Here is a 16,234-nt window from a genome sequence, read left to right on the forward strand (position 1 = left end):
GGCCGCGCCCCGCGCGCGGCCGCCCTCCCGCAGCGTCCCCCGCCTGAGCGCTCCAGCATGGTCCTGCGCGGCGCCACCCCCGCCGACTGGCTGATCGTCGGACTGGGCAACCCCGGCGTGCGCTACGAGCGCACGCCGCACAACGTCGGGTTCCTCGTCGCCGAGGAGCTCGCGAGGCGCTGGGACCTCGGCCGGCCGCGCGAGAAGTACCGCGGCCGCCTCTACGAAGGACGCACGCAGCCGGGCGGGCCGCGCGTCGCGATCCTCCTGCCGCAGACGTTCATGAACGACTCCGGCCGCGCCGTCAGCCCCGCCCGGGGCGCGCTGAAGGTCCCGCTCGAGCGGATCGTCGTCGTCCACGACGAGATCGACCTGCCCTTCGGCGACGTCCGCCACCGGATGGGCGGCGGCCTCGCGGGGCACAACGGGCTGAAGTCGCTGAAGCGGGAGCTCGGCGACCAGGTCTTCGGCCGCGTCCGCGTCGGCGTCGGCCGCCCCGACTCGACCGATCCCGAGATCGTCTCGGCGCACGTCCTCGGTCGCTGGAAGCAGGAGGACTGGGAGGTCACCGACCTCGTCGACGAGGCCGCGCGGCGCGTCGAGTCGATCGTCTCGGGCGCGATCGAGCTGACCTGAGGGCGGCCTGCCCCGGGGGCGCTGCGGCGCCGCCGGGACTGACCCGCATCGTCCGGCGTCAGCGCGCCGCGTCTCGGTGGTTCGCGTCGCTCGTCGCCTCGTGGGGCGTTGCGTCGTGCGTGGGTGGCTCGGCGTTGGGCTGGGGCCGGGAGGGACGTCCCCCGCGCCCCCGTCGCGCCCTGTGCGGTTGGGGCTGCGGCGTCGGGCCTGGGCGCTCCGAGGACGTGGCGCGGGGGACGTCCCTCCCGGCCTCTGCGTCGTTCGTGGCCCTGGCCGTCGTGGCGCGCTTCGTGGCCGCGGGTCGGAGCGGGGGCGCCGGGCCGCGAGCATGCGCCGCCCTTGGGGCTGGTCGGGGTCGTGGGGTCGGTTGCGGCGCAGTGCAGCTCGCGGCCCGGCGCTGTCGCCCCGACCCGCTTCGCGGCATGGGGTTCGGAGCGTTGGCGCGGGTTGGGGGGCGAGTGAGGGCGGCGAGCGCGTGGGGGGGGGCGTTCCGCCTGGTGTGCGTGGCGGGTCTGGCTGGTCGGCGGCTTCGGTGCGGCGGCGTGGTGTGGGGAGGCGGTTCCGGGGACGACCGGCTGGGTCGCGTGTTCCGGGAGCTCGGTGGCGCGTTCGGGCCGAGCTTCGCCTTCGCGTGCCCGCTCGCCGTCTCTCTCGCTCGTCGCTCCTCCCGCGACGGTCTCTCCGGCGCGGCGAAAGCGGATTGGCGGAGTCCGCCGTTCCGAGTTGCGCAGCGGCGGGAGGGCGCCGTCCCGGGCCGCGGAGCGCTGGAGCGGGGTCGGGTGGGCGACCGAGCGGCGCGCGAACCACTGGGGCGGTGCGTCGGGGCAGACGGTCCCCGGAACGGAGCAGGCTCGCGACGCGCATCGCCCGCGCGACCCGCGGCCGAGATGTCCAGGTCGCGTGCTGAGGGGCTCCGAGACGGGACGGGGTGGGCGCGAGGCGTCGACGGGCCGTCGGAGCCGGCGGTCATCGCTCGAGCAGGCCGAGGCGGGACGGGCCGGCGACCAGGCCCGACGGCGCCTCGCACCCACCCCCAGGCCGACAAGGGGCACAGCCCACCGCTCCAGCGCCGGTCCCGGCCGTCAACGGGCCAGGCGGCCGCTCCGGCGTCAGTCGGTCAGGGGCCGGGCCGGTCCTCCGGCACGGGTCCCGCGGTCAGGGGTCGAGGCCGAACGCCGACTCGGCCCCGGCGAACCGGGTGCGGGCGACGACCCCGGCTCAGCGGGGCCGGACGGTGTAGTTCGGGGCCTCGACGGTCATCTGGATGTCGTGGGCGTGGCTCTCCTTCAGCCCCGCCGACGTGATCCGGACGAACTGCCCCTCGTTCTGCAGGTGCTCGATCGTCGCCGATCCGGTGTAGCCCATCGACGCGCGGAGGCCGCCGATCAGCTGGTGGGCGACGGCGCTCAGCGGGCCGCGATAGGGGACCTGGCCCTCGACGCCCTCGGGCACGAGCTTGTCGTCGCCGGCGACCGACTCCTGGAAGTAGCGGTCCTTCGAGAAGCTCTGGCGGCCCTGCATCGCGCCGAGCGAGCCCATGCCGCGGTAGCTCTTGAACTGCTTGCCGTTGATGAAGACGAGCTCGCCGGGGGATTCCTCGCAGCCCGCCAGCAGCGAGCCGAGCATGACGCTCGAGGCGCCGGCCGAGAGCGCCTTGGCGATGTCGCCGGAGAACTGCAGGCCGCCGTCGCCGATCACCGGGACGCCGGCGGGCCGGGCGGCGCGCGCCGCCTCGAAGATCGCGGAGACCTGGGGCACGCCGACGCCGGCCACGACGCGGGTCGTGCAGATCGAGCCGGGTCCGACGCCGACCTTCACGGCGTCGGCGCCGGCGTCGATCAGCGCCTGCGCACCGGCCTGCGTGGCGACGTTGCCACCGATGACGTCGACCGACGTCTCGCGCTTCACCTGGGCGACGGCCTCGAGCACGCCGCGCTGGTGGCCGTGGGCGGTGTCGACGATGAGGACGTCGACCCCGGCGTCGACGAGCGCGTGTGCGCGCTCGCGGCTGTCGGAGCCGACGCCGACGGCGGCGCCGACGAGCAGGCGGCCGGCGGCGTCCTTCGACGCGTTGGGGTACTTCTCGGTCTTCGTGAAGTCCTTCAGCGTGATGAGGCCCGCGAGGCGCCCGTCGCCGTCGACGAGCGGCAGCTTCTCGATCTTGTGCTCGCGCAGGAGCCGCATCGCCTCGTCGGCCGAGATGCCCGGCTGCGCGGTGACGAGCGGCATCGCCGTCATGACGCTCACGACGGGGGCGCGATGGTCGCTCTCGAACCGGATGTCGCGGTTCGTGACGATGCCGAGCAGCCGGCCGTCGGCGTCGCAGACCGGCAGGCCGCCGATCCCGTAGCGGCCCATGATCTGGTCCGCCTCCTCGATCGAGGCGTCGGCGCCGATCGTCACGGGGTGGCGGATCATGCCCGCCTCGGACCGCTTGACCGTGTCGACCTGGGCCGCCTGCTCCTCGATCGACTGGTTGCGGTGCAGGATCCCGATGCCGCCCTGACGCGCCATCGCGACCGCCATCCGCGCCTCGGTGACCGTGTCCATCGCGGCGGAGACGAGCGGCACCCGCAGTCGGATGTTGCGCGTGAGCCACGTGCCGGTGTCGACGGCGTTCGGCAGCACCTCGGACGGGCCGGGCAGCAGCAGGACGTCGTCGTACGTCAGTCCCTCGAGGACGAACTTCGACTCCGGGGCGAGCGGGGAGACCGACGGCGCCGTGGTGGCGCCGGGCACGGTGGAGGACGTCGGGACGTTCGGCATGGCGGCGGCAGGAGGTCGGGCGGCGGGGACCGGACCGCGGTCCCGGCCGCACCTCGTGCAGCAGGTCGGCGTCCGTCCTAGGACGGTACACGGCCACGGGGCGGACCCTGCGTGACGGCCGTCCGCCGATCGCCCGGACGGCGGACGGCGCATGGTCCGTCCTCCGCGCGGCTGGCGCGACGGCGCCGACGTGGCGCGCATCCGTTCGTCCGGGTCGGCCGTTGTCCCCGGTACCGACCGCCGCCGACCCCGGCGCCGCGGCGGCACGACCCGGAGGGGACCGATGCAGCAGGAGCACGAGCAGGAGGGCACGCGCGGCCGGCGCGGCCTGGCGGCGACCTGGCGAGGCGGCAGGGGACGGACGCGGGCGGTGCTGCTGGGCACCGGCGTGCTCGTCGTCGGCCTCGCCCCGATCGGCTACGCCGCCACGGGCGGGAACCTCCTCCTCGGCGAGCGCAACGGCGCCGACGACGAGACCTCGATCGTCGCGACCGAGAACGCGGGCCCCGGGCGCACCGGGGGCTACGCCACGCGCCAGTCGAACCTCTCGACCACGGGCGGCGGCGCGATCTACGGCTGTCGCTCCAGCGCGCGGACGCAGCCGACCGACGAGCGCAACCCGTGCCTGCGCGCGAACAACCTCAGCAACGGGCTCTCGTTCGAGTTCCGCGCGACGAAGGGCTCCCTCGGCGGCACGATCTCCGTGAACCAGGGCGGCGACGGCGTGCGGCCGTTCACGACGAACGCCACCGGCGTGGCGACCGGCCTGAACGCCGATCGCGTCGACGGCAAGGACGCCGACGCGCTCATCCGGGAAGCCGTCGACCAGGCGGTCGCCGCGGCGCTGCAGAAGACCCAGAAGGTCCGCTGGCTCGTCGTGAACGCCGCAGGCGAGATCGAGGCCCAGTCGGGCGGCTTCACGATGAAGTCGGCGTACGTCGGCAACCCGGCCGGCGCGTCGGAGAACGTCTACGTCGACGCGGGGGAGGACCTCTCCGGCAAGGCGATCACCGCGACGCTCGGGCTGCAGAACCAGACCGACCAGAACGGCGACGGCGTCATGAACGGCAAGGCCGCCGGCCCCGACAGCAACCCGGAGTTCTCCGGCGAGATCGCCGCGACGCGCTGCGCGATCGCCGGCGTCGTCGCCTGCGCCCCGACCGGCACGAACACGAGCTCCCACTTCGTGGTGAGCCCCCGCATGAGCGACGGCTCCCCGACGAGCAGCACGACGCGCAAGCGGTTCACGATCACCATCTCCGGCTGATCGCGGCCCCCGTTCCGCTCCGCGTCCCTCGCGGGGGCCGCGGAGCGGAACGGGGCAGTCCCGGGCGGCCGATCGCCGGACCCGGATCGCCGCGGGACTGCGTGCGTTCCGCTCCGGCACCCTCCCGAGGGGCCCACAGCGGAACGCCGGACCGGGGGCCCTCGGACCGGGGCCACGGGCCGCGGGCCGCGGGCCAATCGTGCCCGGCAAGCCGGGCACGCCCCGCTCCGATCCGGTTCGCCTCGGCGCGCCACCCTCTCGGCGGCGATCCGGCGCGTGATCGCCACGGTCGGTCGCCCCTCGACCTGCGCGGGCCGGGCACGCTCGTCGCATGGTCGCCGAGGAGTCCCGAGCCACCCGCCACGATCGCCGGGGCGCCTCGCGCGCGGGACGTGGACGGGGACGGTCCCGCGTCGGCTCCGCCGTCGCCGCACGGTCCGAGGACGTGGTGGCGGGGCGCTCGCTGACCGTCGACCGGGCGATCGAGCGCCTCGCCGCTGCGCAGCACGGGATGGTCGCTCGCCGCCAGCTCCTCGCGGCCGGCGTCTCCGCGAAGGCGATCGCGCATCGCATCGGCCGGGGTCGACTCGTCCCGGTGCATCGAGGGGTCTACGCCTGGGACCTGCGCCGACCCTGGCCGGACCGGTCGTGGTGGATGGCGGCGGTCCTTGCGTCCGGGGCGACGGCGGTGCTCTCCGGTCGGTCGGCCGCACGGCTACACGGGCTCCTCGACGGCGGCGGGCCCGCCGAGGTCGCGCTGCTCCGCACGCCGAGCCCGCTGCGCGGCGTGCGCGGCCGGCGTGTCCGTGTCCTCTCCGCCGAGGAGCGGACGAGGGTGGACGGCATCGCGTGCACGACCGTCGCTCGGACGCTGCTGGACCTCGCGTGGCGTGACCCGGGCCGGACGCTCGACCGGGCGCTCCGGCGGAGCATCGATCTCGGGACGTTCGATCGGGCGGCGGTCGACGCGCTGACCGCGTCGGGCCGCCCCGGGGCGACGGCGTTGCGCACGGCGCTGGCGGAGCTGCTCGGCCACGGTCCCGCCGCCCGCTCCAAGAGCGAGCTCGAGCTGCGGTTCCTCGAGCTCCTCGATCGGCACGGCTTCGATCGGCCGGCGGTCAACGTGTCGATCGACACCGCGGTCGGGGCGGTCGAGGTCGACACCCTCTGGCGCGCCCGCCGGCTGTCGATCGAGCTCGACGGCTGGTGGACGCACCGCGATCGTCGCGCGGCACGGCGCGCCCACGAGCGCGACCTCCACCTGCGCGCCGCAGGGTTCGAGGTCCTGCGCCTGGACTGGCTCCAGGTCGTCGAGGACGAGGCGCGGACGGTCCGCCTGCTCCGAGGCATCGTCCCCGCCGCCGGGTGACGGACACGACGACGGCGGCCAGGCCGGAGCCGTCGCGCCGAGCCGCGGCCACCGGCGCGACGCGGCGGCCCGGGGGTCGCGACCGGAACGTTCCGCGTTCCTGGCCGGAGAGGGAGAGCACCCCGGAACGTTCCGGACCCGTGCGCCGCTGAGGCCCGGCCCCGAGCGCTCAGGGCTCCGCCCTGTCGCGTGCGGTTCTCGGAACGTTCCGGCGCGTTGCCCTCGGGAGGCCGTCCCGCGGGAACGTTCCGCTCCGTCGCCCCGCCCCGACGTTCCGCCCCGACGTTCCGCTTTGTCGCCCGCCCCGGCGTCCCGCTCCGTCGCCCGCCCCGACGTTCCGCTCCGGGGGTCCGGCTTCGTGCACCGCAGGCGTCGGCGCCGCCGTCGACGGAGGCGCGGGAGGGGACGCAGGTCGCCGGGTCGTAGACTGGAGGGTCCCGCCCGGCGCCGACCGGGCCGCCGTCGTCCCGGTCCCCGCCGCTCCTCGAAGAAGCTCCGCATGTCCTCGCTGCGTCCCCTCCTGCGCCACCTCGCCGACGAGCCGACCGGCGCCCGGATCGCGCGCGAGGGCGGCAACGCGTTCGTCGCCACGGCGCTGCGGCCCTACGTCATCGCGGCGGCGCTCGACGGGGTGGACGGGGCGATCGGGCTCGGGCGCCCGGCCCTCGTCGTCGCCGGCGACGACAAGCAGGCCCGCGACCTGGCCCGCGACCTGCGCGCCTGGCTGCACCCCCGGCCGGTGCGCCTCTACCCCTCGCGCGGCGTCGCGTACGAGTCGCACCTCGCTCCGCCGCCGAGCCTCGTCGGCCAGCGCGTCGCCGCCCTCGACGCGCTGCTGGCCTTCGAGGACCCGGATGCGATGCCGTCGGGCGTCGCCGTCCCGGACGAGCCGCCGGTGATCGTCGCCTCGGCCGTCGCGCTGCTGGAGACCGTCCCGGACCCGGCGCTGCGCCCGCACGGCTTCACGCTGCGCGTCGGCGAGCTGCTCGACCTCGACGAGGTCTCCGGCGAGCTCGTGCGCGCGGGCTACGAGCGGGTCGACCAGATCACCGACCGCGGCCAGTTCGCGATCCGCGGCGGCATCCTCGACGTCTTCCCCGGCACGGAGGACAACCCCGTCCGGATCGACCTCTTCGACATCGAGATCGAGTCGATCCGCGCGTTCTCGGTCTTCACCCAGCGCTCGCTCGACGAGCTGCAGGAGGTGTTCGTCGCGCCGGCGGCCGAGCTCGCCGCCGAGCACCGCGAGTCGGCGGAGATCGCGTCGCTCCTCAGCCGGGACGACGGGCAGCCGCCGGACGTCGCCGAGCTCCTGCCCGTCGACCGCTTCGGGAGCTTCCTCGACCTCGTCCCGGACGACGCGGCCGTCGTGCTCGCCGCCGACGAGGAGCTCGCGCCGGCGCTGCGCGACCAGTGGGACGACGTCGAGGCGGCCTTCCACGACCGCGACCTCGGGCACCTCTACGTCCGCCCGGACGTCGTCATGGGCGAGCTCGACCGGCGCGCCGGGCTGCGGATCAACAGCCTCCTGCGCGACCAGGAGCTGCAGCTCCACGGTCAGTTCGGCGACCTCGCCGCGCGCAACCTCACCGCCGCCGAGACGGAGCTGGAGAAGCTCCTGCGCTCGGGCTACCGGACGGTCGTCACCTGGCGACGTCAGGGCGACGGCGATCGCGCGGCCTACAACCTCAGCCGCGTGCGCGCCCAGTGGATCGGAGGCCCGCCCGCCCACCCCCGCCAAGGCGGCCACGAGACGACGCCCGGTGGATGGGACCCGAGCCGTGCCGGCTTCGTCATCGCCGACCTGCGCCACGGCTTCATCGCCCCGGGCATCAACCTCGCCGTCCTGCCCGACCACCGGCTCCTGCGTCGTCGCCGCTCCTCCGACGAGGACGAGGCCCGCCGCCGCTCCGGCCGCCGCGGCGCGCTGCGGAGCTTCGCCGACCTGCGGACCGGCGACATCGTCGTCCACGAGGACCACGGCATCGCCCGCTTCGACGGCTTCGACACGAAGACCGTCGCCGGCGTCACCCGCGACTACCTGAAGCTCCACTACGCGGGCGAGGACAAGGTCTTCGTCCCGGTCGACCAGCTCGCGAAGATCACCCGCTACACCTCGGCGGGCGGCTCCGGCCAGGTCCAGCTCTCGAAGCTCGGCGGCAAGGGCTGGGAGGCGATCAAGACCCGCGCGCGCAAGGCCGCCCACGAGATGGCCGGGGAGCTGCTGAACCTCTACGCCGAGCGCCGCGCGCGTCGCGGCTACGCCTTCCCGCAGGACGGGGAGCTCGTCGAGGAGTTCGAGGCGAAGTTCCCGCACAAGGAGACCGTCGACCAGCTCGAGGCGATCGACGCGGTGAAGGCCGACATGGAGTCCGACCGGCCGATGGACCGCCTGATCTGCGGCGACGTGGGGTTCGGCAAGACCGAGGTCGCCCTGCGGGCGGCGGTGAAGGCCGCCGCCGACGGCAAGCAGGTCCTCATCCTCGCGCCGACGACGATCCTCGCCCAGCAGCACTACGCGACCTTCGCCGAGCGCCTGCGCGACCTGCCGATCACCGTCGACCACGTCTCCCGCTTCCGCTCGACGGCCGACCAGCGCGCGGCGGTCGCCGCGTTCAACGACGGCAAGATCGACGTCCTCGTCGGTACGCACCGCCTGCTCGGGCGGGACATGCGCGGCCACGACCTCGGCCTCGTCGTGCTCGACGAGGAGCAGCGCTTCGGCGTGAAGCAGAAGGAGCTCCTGCGGCAGCTGAAGCTCCGCGTCGATGTCATCGCGATGTCGGCCACGCCGATCCCGCGGACCCTGCAGATGTCGCTGGCGGGCCTGCGCGACATCTCGACGATCGAGACGCCGCCCGAGGGCCGGCGGCCCGTGAAGACGTACGTCGGAGAGTACGACGAGCAGCTCGTGCGCCAGGCGCTCATGCGCGAGAAGGCCCGCGGCGGCCAGGCGTTCTTCCTCCACAACCGCGTCGAGACGATCGACGAGACGGCGAGCCGGCTGCGCGGGCTCTGCCCCGACATGGAGTTCGAGGTCGCCCACGGGCAGATGAGCGACCAGCAGCTCGAGGACCACATGATGCGGTTCCTCCGCGGCGAGGCCGACGTCCTCGTGGCGACGTCGATCATCGAGTCCGGGATCGACATCCCGCAGGCGAACACGCTGATCGTCGACCGCTCCGACCTCTTCGGCCTGAGCCAGCTCTACCAGATCCGCGGCCGGGTCGGCCGTGGGCGCGAGCGCGGCTACGCCTACCTCCTCTACCCGTCCGCGGCGGCGCTGACGGAGGACGCGATGCACCGCCTGACGGCGCTCGCCGACCACACCGAGCTCGGCGCGGGCTTCCAGATCGCGATGCGCGACCTCGAGCTGCGCGGCGCCGGCAACCTGCTCGGCGACGAGCAGTCCGGCCACGTCGCGGCCCTCGGCTTCGAGCTCTACCTCGCGATGCTCGAGGAGGCGGTCGCCGAGCGCGAGCGCGAGGGCGGGACCGAGGGCGACGACGACGATCGCGAGCCGGTTCGGCTCGACGCGCAGGTCAGCGCCTACGTCCCCGCGGAGTACGTCCCGTACGAGCAGGCGAAGGTCGAGGTCCACCGCCGGATCGCCGGCGCGCGCGACGTCGCCGACCTCGAGGCCTTCCGCGCCGAGCTCGAGGACCGCTTCGGCGCGCCGCCCGAGCCGCTGGAGAACCTCCTGCTGCTCCAGCGCGCGCGGATCCGCTTCGGGGAGGCCGGCTGTCGCAGCGTCATGCTGCGCGGGACGAAGCTCACCGCCGGGCCGATCGAGCTCGACGCCGCGGGCGTCGCGCGCCTGCAGGAGGAGTGGGAGGGCCGCGCCGGCCAGCTGCGCTACGAGGGCGGCAAGACGCAGATCACCCTCACGGTCCCGAAGGAGGGGATCGAGCGGCTCGAGGCGGTCGTCGCCGCGTCGGAGGCCGCCCGCGTCGCGGTGCTCGCCGCCGAGGCCGCCGCGTCGGTGGCCTGATCCGTCCTGCCCCCCGCCGCGGCGCTCGGGCCTCCAGCGGCTCAGTCTCCTCCCAGACGGCCTAAAGCCGCCCCTTACGAGCGGTCGATATGTTGCCGCGCGATGCTTCGCCATGCTCGCCCGACCCTGGCCGCGTGCGCCGTGGGGATCCCGACCGCGCTCCTCCTGTCCGGCTGCGGCGGTCTCTCCGCCGACTCCGTCGCGTCTGTCGACGGCAAGGACATCACGAAGGCGCAGTACGACCAGAGCTTCAAGTTCGCGACGTTCCAGGTCAACGGCCCGACAGCACTCCAGGGCAAGAACCCCAAGCTGATCGTGCCGACGCCGCCCGACTTCAAGTCCTGCATCGCGGCGATCCGCGCCCAGATGCCGAAGCCCGCGAAGGGCGAGCCGCCCGTCGCCGACGCGACGCTCAAGACGCAGTGCAAGTCGGGGTACGACCAGATGAAGCAGATCGCCTTCGAGAGCCCGATCGTGCAGATCGTGGTGGCGAAGGAGGCCGAGGACAACGACGTCAAGGTCACCGACGCCGAGCTCAAGAAGGGCTGGGACGCGTACCTCGCCCAGCCGAACGTCCTCGGCGGCAAGCAGAACCTCGCGAAGTACAAGTCCGTCGCGGGCCTGACCGAGGAGCCCCTGCGCGCGCAGCAGAAGACCGACGCGCTGCTGCAGAAGCTCAACGCGAAGATCGTGAAGGACCGCGCCAAGGTCTCCGACAAGGACGTCGAGGCGTACTACGAGAAGAACAAGGCGCAGTACACGACGCCCGAGACGCGCGGCCTCCACATCGTCCTGACGAAGACCGAGGCGAAGGCGCAGGCCGCCAAGCGCGAGCTCGACGGCGGCGCGAAGTTCGCCGACGTCGCGAAGAAGTACTCCGAGGACCAGGTCAGCAAGAACGCCGGCGGCAAGCTCTCCGGCGTCACGAAGGGCCAGCAGGAGCGCGGCCTCGAGCAGGCCGCGTTCGCCGCGAAGAAGGACGAGATCGTCGGGCCGGTGAAGACCGAGTCGGGCTACTACGTCGTGCGCGTCGACACGATCACCCCGGCGAAGGTCACCCCCTTCGCGCAGGTGAAGGAGCTGCTGAAGCAGCGGCTCGTGGCCGACAAGCAGAGCACGGCCTGGACCGACTGGCAGGAAGAGATCACGAAGAAGTGGCGCAAGAAGACCGAGTGCCGCGACGGCTACACCTCGACCTTCTGCAAGGGCTACAAGGAGCCGACGACGCCGGCCCCGGCGCCCGGCGGCCAGCAGCAGGCCCCGGCCCAGCAGCCCGCCCAGTAGCCCCGCCCGCGGGGTGCGCCCGTCCCGCGTGGCCGGCGCACCCCGCCGCCGGCTCGGTGGAGCCGGCCCTGGCCATCGGTGCGCGCGGAGACGGTCGCGGTCGCGCCGAGCTCGTCGGCGGGCACGCGTCGGCGAGCTAGGATCCTCCGGCCGGCGCGCTCGGCGCCGCTCCCTCCGTCCCCCCGAGGTTCCCGATGGCCGATCTCCGCCGCGCCGCGCCGTTCCGCGGACGCTCCCTTCTGCTCGTCGCGGGCGTCGCGACGAGCCTCGCCGCTCCAGCCGCCGCGTCCGCGGCGTGGGCCCCCGCCGCGTCGGGTCCGGCGGGCGACGAGCAGCGCGTCCTGACCGGCGGCCCCGGTGCCGCTGCCGTCGTGGCGGCCGGCGACGCGGGCGTGGCGACCGCCGTCCACGCCCCCGGGGCGTCCGGCTGGACGGCGGGCGCCGCTCAGCCGGTCGACGCCGACGGCTCCGGCTACGTGCTCGGCGACGGCGGCCTCGTCGCGCTGATCGCCGCCGACGACGACGCGCAGACCGTCAGCGTCCTGCGCGCCGGACCCGACGGCACCCTGACGCCCGCCGGGTCGCTGGCCCTGTCGCCGGACGACGTCGTCGACGGCGGAGCCGCCGCGCCGGACGGCAGCCTCGTGCTCGCGGTGCTCTCGGACGCCGGCCGGCTGACGCTGCACCGCCGGGCACCCGACGGCACGTGGTCCCAGAGCACACCGGCCGGCACGGCGAGCGTCGGCGCCACCTCGGCGGCGCTCGGCCCGACCGGGGTCGTGACCGTCGCCTGGGTGACCGCGGACGAGGACGACGTCGCCCAGCAGATCGGCGCCGTCGCGACGGGCCCGGGGGCCTCCGGCGCCCCGGTGGTCATCGCGGACCTCGCCGACGAGGCCTCGACGGTCGACGACCTCGTCGCGGTGCCCTCGCGCGACGGCTCCCCCTCGGCGGTGTGGACGCAGGCGTCGATCGAGGAGCCCGACGGCCTGATCCGCGGCGGCAGCGGCCCGGCCGACATCACCGAGCTCGCCTCGGGCGACGCGGAGACGCTCGGCGGGAGCCTGCAGGTCGCCTCGAGCGCGACCCGCACGCTCGTGCGCTGGCTCGACCCGGAGACGGCGGCCACCACGGTCGCCGCGCTCGACGGCAGCTGCAGCGCCGCCTCGGACCTCACGAGCGCCGTGCTCGTGGCTCGCGGGGGCGAGGTCGCGGCCGTCGGCGGTCGCGGAGGCCGACTGGCGATCGGGGCCGTCGACGGCGCCTGCGCGGTGGCGCCGGACCCGTCGGCGGGGCCGGCGGTGAGCGCGGACGCTCCGCTCGACGCCGCCGCCGACGGCGAGGGCACCGTGGTGGTCGCGATCGGCGGCGACGGGACCGGCACGTCGACGATCGCCGTCGACGACCGCACCGCCCCCCGCATCGACGGCCTGGACGTCCCCGACGGGGCGACGGTCGGGGTGCCCCTGACCGCGGCCGCCTCCGCCTCGGACGCCTGGGGCGTCGCGTCGCAGGCCTGGAGCGTCGACGGCGTCGTCGCCGCGACGGGTGGGACGCTCGGCACGACCTTCCCCGCCGCCGGCGAGCACCTCGTCGAGCACCGGGCGACCGACGCGGCCGGCAACGCGACCGCCGCGGCGCGGTCCGTGGCGGTCGCCGAGGCGCCCGCGCCGCCGCCCGGGACCGAGCCCGTCGCCCCGCCGGTGGCGGTGCCCGTTCCGGGACCCCAGCCGCCCGCCACCGCCCGGCCACGGCGGCCGAGCGTGCGGATCCTCGACGTCCGACAGGGGCGCGACCGGCGCTGGACGCTCCGCCTGCGCGCCCGCAACGCGACCCGGCTCGAGGTCTCGCTGTTCCGCGAGCGCTACGTCGCCGGGACGGCAGCGCGGCGTCGGCCCGCCACCTGCCCGGTCCGTCCGCGACCGGCGCGGCGCCCGCCGACCGGCCGGCGCGGCCGGATCGTCGTCGACGCCGGCGGCGTGCGGACGACCGTGCGCCTGCCGCGCACGATGCAGCAGGCCCTCGCCAAGCGCGGGCGCTACACCGTGCGGGTCGTCGCCCGGGGCGCGCGCGGGACGCGCGCCGCGACGGCGCTGCGCCGCTTCACCGTCTGCGGATGAGGCGCCGGGGTCCCGGTGCACGCGCACCGGGACCGCCGCGTCCCCGGCTACCGTGAGGGCGTGGCTCGCGACGACATCACCGCGGCGCTCGGCGCCCTCGACGACCTGACCCGGCGCCTGCGCGAGGAGTGCCCGTGGGATCGCGAGCAGGACGAGCGCTCGATCGTGCCCCACACGCTCGAGGAGGCGTACGAGCTCGCGGACGCCGCGAACCGGGGCGACGACGGCAAGCTCCTCGACGAGCTCGGCGACGTCCTCTTCCAGGTCCACTTCCTCTCGCTGCTGCTCGAGGAGCGCGGTGCCGGCGACCTGGCGGCGGTCGCGGAGCACTGCCGCACGAAGCTCATCGGGCGCCATCCGCACATCTTCGGCACCGCCGACGACCCGCAGGACCGCCCGGAGGTCCGCGACGCCGCCGACGTGCTGCGCAACTGGGACCGGATCAAGCAGGACGAGCCGGGACGCGAGCGCGGGATCTTCGGCGAGGTCCCCGACAACCTCCCGTCGCTGCTCTACGCCCGCAAGGTCCAGCGGCGCGCCGCCTCGAGCGGGTTCGACCCGGCCGACGCGCGCGAGGCCCTCGATGCGGCCCGCGCGCAGCTGGACCTCGTCGAGCAGGAGATCGGCCGCGAGGACCGGCCGGCGACGATGGCGGCCGTCGGCGACGCGCTCTTCGCCGTCGTGAACGTCGCGCGGAAGGCGAAGGCCGACCCGGAGATCGCGCTGCGCTCCTCCAGCGCCCGGTTCCGCGACCGGGTGCTGGAGGCCGAGCGACTCGCCGACGCCGAGGGGCGCCGGTGGGCGGAGCTCGAGGAGGACGCGCGCTTGGCGTACTACGCGCGGGCCGTGCTCTCCGAGGGCACCTGACGATCAGGCCAGCTGCGACGACGCCTCGCAGCGCAGCTGCAGCAGGTCGAACGTTCGCGGTCCGGCGACCCCGTCGGGGTCGAGCCCGTGGTCGCGCTGGAACGCTGCGATCGCGCCGAGGGTCGCGGCGTTCCAGGTGCCGGTCAGCGCGTCGGGCTCCAGCAGCCCGATCGCCAGCAGCATCCGCTGGACGTCGATCGCCTCGCCGGCCGGCACGACGTCCCCGGCGGCGTCGCCGGCCCAGAGGATGGCGGCGGCGCGCCGGGCGTTGAGGCCGAATCCGCCGCGCGCGCCGCGTCGGCGCGTGCGCTGCGGGGTGACGGTGAGGTGGGCGGTCATGGTCGTCATGGGGGCTCTTCCGGGACGGAGGACGGGACGTCGTCGTGGGACGGACGCGCATCGTGGCGTGCGCCCTCGGCGCCCACCATCGGGGATCCCCCGGGGACGACCCCCGGGGTGCCCCGGACGGGGTCCGGGGTGGCGGCGTTCGGGGAGGGGGGATCGATCACGGTCCCCACCCTCGCAGCGCTTCCTGCAGGTCCCGTCGGCGGTTCCTCACGAGTTCCTGAGGACGCCCGCCCCGCCCCGCCGCGGCACGTGCCGACGCGGCGCCTGCGCAGGCGGCAGACTTGCCGCCATGAGCCAGATCGCCAGCGTCCACGGTCGTCAGATCCTCGACAGCCGGGGCAACCCGACCGTCGAGGTCGAGGTGACGCTCGACTCCGGCGCCCACGGCCGGGCGGCCGTGCCCTCCGGCGCCTCGACCGGCGAGTTCGAGGCGACCGAGCTGCGCGACGGCGGCGATGCCTACCTCGGCAAGGGCGTGACGCAGGCCGTGGCGAACGTCAACGGCGAGATCGCCGAGGCGGCCAGGGGCCGCGACGCCGCCGACCAGGCCGGCCTGGACCACGCGCTGATCGAGCTCGACGGCACGCCGAACAAGTCGCGCCTCGGCGCCAACGCGATCCTCGGCATCTCGCTGGCCACCGCTCACGCCGCGGCCGCCGACGCCGGCCTCCCGCTCTGGAAGTCGCTCACCCTCGAGGGCGTCGAGGGCGCCGGCACGACGCTGCCGGTCCCGATGATGAACGTCCTGAACGGCGGGGCCCACGCCGACAACTCCGTCGACTTCCAGGAGTTCATGATCATCCCCGTCGGCGCGGCGAGCTTCGCCGACGGCCTGCGGACCGGCGCGGAGGTCTTCCACGCGCTGAAGAAGCTCCTGCACCAGCGCGGGCTGGCGACCGCGGTCGGCGACGAGGGCGGCTTCGCGCCGAACCTCGGCTCGAACGAGGAGGCGCTGCAGGTGCTCGTGGACGGCGTCGAGGCCGCCGGCTACCGCCCGGGCGACGACGTCGCGATCGCGCTGGACCCCGCGACGAGCGAGATCCACGGCGACGACGACCTGTACGACCTCGAGCACGAGGGCCGCAAGCTCACCGCCCAGCAGCTCGCCGAGTACTGGGCGGAGATGGCCGGCAAGTACCCGATCCTCTCGATCGAGGACGGCATGAACGAGGAGGACTGGGACGGCTGGAAGGTCGTCACGGACCTCGTCGGCGACCGGGTCCAGCTCGTCGGCGACGACCTCTTCGTCACGAACCCGGAGCGCCTCACGCGCGGGATCGAGGCCGGGGTCGGCAACTCGATCCTCATCAAGGTCAACCAGATCGGCACGCTGACGGAGACGTTCGAGGCGATCCGGATCGCCCGCGAGGCCGGCTACACCGCGGTCATGTCGCACCGTTCGGGCGAGACCGAGGACGTCACGATCGCCGACCTCGCCGTCGCCACCGGCTGCGGCCAGATCAAGACCGGCGCGCCGTCGCGGTCGGATCGCGTGGCGAAGTACAACCAGCTGCTGCGGATCGAGGAGGCGCTCGGGGCCGCCGCCGTCTACCCGGGCCGGAGCGTCTTCCGCTCGTAGTTCGCAG

General features: G+C 75.0%; 10 protein-coding genes. 8 read left to right on the forward strand and 2 right to left on the reverse strand.

Features of this window, described 5'->3' with window-relative positions:
- Positions 1-57 precede the first annotated feature (57 nt).
- Positions 58-636, forward strand: a complete 579-nt coding sequence (pth, locus tag SK069_RS06405; RefSeq protein ID WP_319953364.1) for an aminoacyl-tRNA hydrolase — start codon at positions 58-60, stop codon at positions 634-636.
- Between the two features lie 1,218 nt (positions 637-1,854).
- On the opposite strand, the gene guaB is transcribed toward pth, so the two are convergent.
- Complete coding sequence (gene guaB / locus SK069_RS06410; protein WP_319953365.1) at positions 1,855-3,402, reverse strand: IMP dehydrogenase; 1,548 nt, start codon at positions 3,400-3,402, stop codon at positions 1,855-1,857.
- Positions 3,403-3,685: 283 nt separating this feature from the next.
- Between guaB and SK069_RS06415 the strand changes: the two genes are divergently transcribed.
- The 6 genes from SK069_RS06415 to mazG all read left to right on the forward strand — a co-directional run bounded on the left by SK069_RS06415 (position 3,686) and on the right by mazG (position 14,300).
- On the forward strand, positions 3,686-4,669 hold the full coding sequence (locus SK069_RS06415; RefSeq protein WP_319953366.1) for a hypothetical protein: 984 nt from the start codon (positions 3,686-3,688) through the stop codon (positions 4,667-4,669).
- A gap of 448 nt (positions 4,670-5,117) precedes the next feature.
- Positions 5,118-6,038, forward strand: coding sequence for a type IV toxin-antitoxin system AbiEi family antitoxin domain-containing protein (locus SK069_RS06420; RefSeq protein ID WP_319953367.1), 921 nt, complete (start codon positions 5,118-5,120; stop codon positions 6,036-6,038).
- Positions 6,039-6,537: 499 nt separating this feature from the next.
- A complete protein-coding gene (gene mfd / locus SK069_RS06425) occupies positions 6,538-10,029 on the forward strand; it encodes a transcription-repair coupling factor (protein WP_319953368.1) in 3,492 nt (1,163 codons plus the stop codon).
- Positions 10,030-10,131: 102 nt separating this feature from the next.
- Positions 10,132-11,313 carry a peptidyl-prolyl cis-trans isomerase gene (locus SK069_RS06430; RefSeq protein WP_319953369.1) on the forward strand — a complete coding sequence of 394 codons (1,182 nt, stop codon included), beginning with the start codon at positions 10,132-10,134 and terminating at the stop codon, positions 11,311-11,313.
- Positions 11,314-11,507: 194 nt separating this feature from the next.
- Positions 11,508-13,433: a hypothetical protein gene (locus SK069_RS06435; protein ID WP_319953370.1), complete on the forward strand. Its 1,926-nt coding sequence runs from the start codon at positions 11,508-11,510 to the stop codon at positions 13,431-13,433.
- A 60-nt stretch (positions 13,434-13,493) separates the two neighbouring features.
- On the forward strand, positions 13,494-14,300 hold the full coding sequence (gene mazG / locus SK069_RS06440) for a nucleoside triphosphate pyrophosphohydrolase (RefSeq protein ID WP_319953371.1): 807 nt from the start codon (positions 13,494-13,496) through the stop codon (positions 14,298-14,300).
- A 3-nt stretch (positions 14,301-14,303) separates the two neighbouring features.
- Here mazG and SK069_RS06445 read toward each other — a convergent pair whose 3' ends face one another.
- On the reverse strand, positions 14,304-14,648 hold the full coding sequence (locus SK069_RS06445; RefSeq protein WP_319953372.1) for a peptidoglycan-binding domain-containing protein: 345 nt from the start codon (positions 14,646-14,648) through the stop codon (positions 14,304-14,306).
- A gap of 289 nt (positions 14,649-14,937) precedes the next feature.
- Here SK069_RS06445 and eno point away from each other — a divergent pair, with 289 nt between their 5' ends.
- Complete coding sequence (eno, locus tag SK069_RS06450) at positions 14,938-16,227, forward strand: phosphopyruvate hydratase (RefSeq protein WP_319953373.1); 1,290 nt, start codon at positions 14,938-14,940, stop codon at positions 16,225-16,227.
- Positions 16,228-16,234 lie beyond the last annotated feature (7 nt).

The organism is Patulibacter brassicae (assembly GCF_033949425.1).
Taxonomy (GTDB): domain Bacteria; phylum Actinomycetota; class Thermoleophilia; order Solirubrobacterales; family Solirubrobacteraceae; genus Patulibacter; species Patulibacter brassicae.

Coding starts and splice junctions, on each gene's coding strand:
- pth (WP_319953364.1), top strand. CDS start 58: ATGGTCCTGCGCGGCGCCACCCCCGCCGACTGGCTGATCGTCGGACTG.
- guaB (WP_319953365.1), bottom strand. CDS start 3,402: ATGCCGAACGTCCCGACGTCCTCCACCGTGCCCGGCGCCACCACGGCG.
- SK069_RS06415 (WP_319953366.1), top strand. CDS start 3,686: ATGCAGCAGGAGCACGAGCAGGAGGGCACGCGCGGCCGGCGCGGCCTG.
- mfd (WP_319953368.1), top strand. CDS start 6,538: ATGTCCTCGCTGCGTCCCCTCCTGCGCCACCTCGCCGACGAGCCGACC.
- SK069_RS06430 (WP_319953369.1), top strand. CDS start 10,132: ATGCTTCGCCATGCTCGCCCGACCCTGGCCGCGTGCGCCGTGGGGATC.
- SK069_RS06435 (WP_319953370.1), top strand. CDS start 11,508: ATGGCCGATCTCCGCCGCGCCGCGCCGTTCCGCGGACGCTCCCTTCTG.
- SK069_RS06445 (WP_319953372.1), bottom strand. CDS start 14,648: ATGACGACCATGACCGCCCACCTCACCGTCACCCCGCAGCGCACGCGC.
- eno (WP_319953373.1), top strand. CDS start 14,938: ATGAGCCAGATCGCCAGCGTCCACGGTCGTCAGATCCTCGACAGCCGG.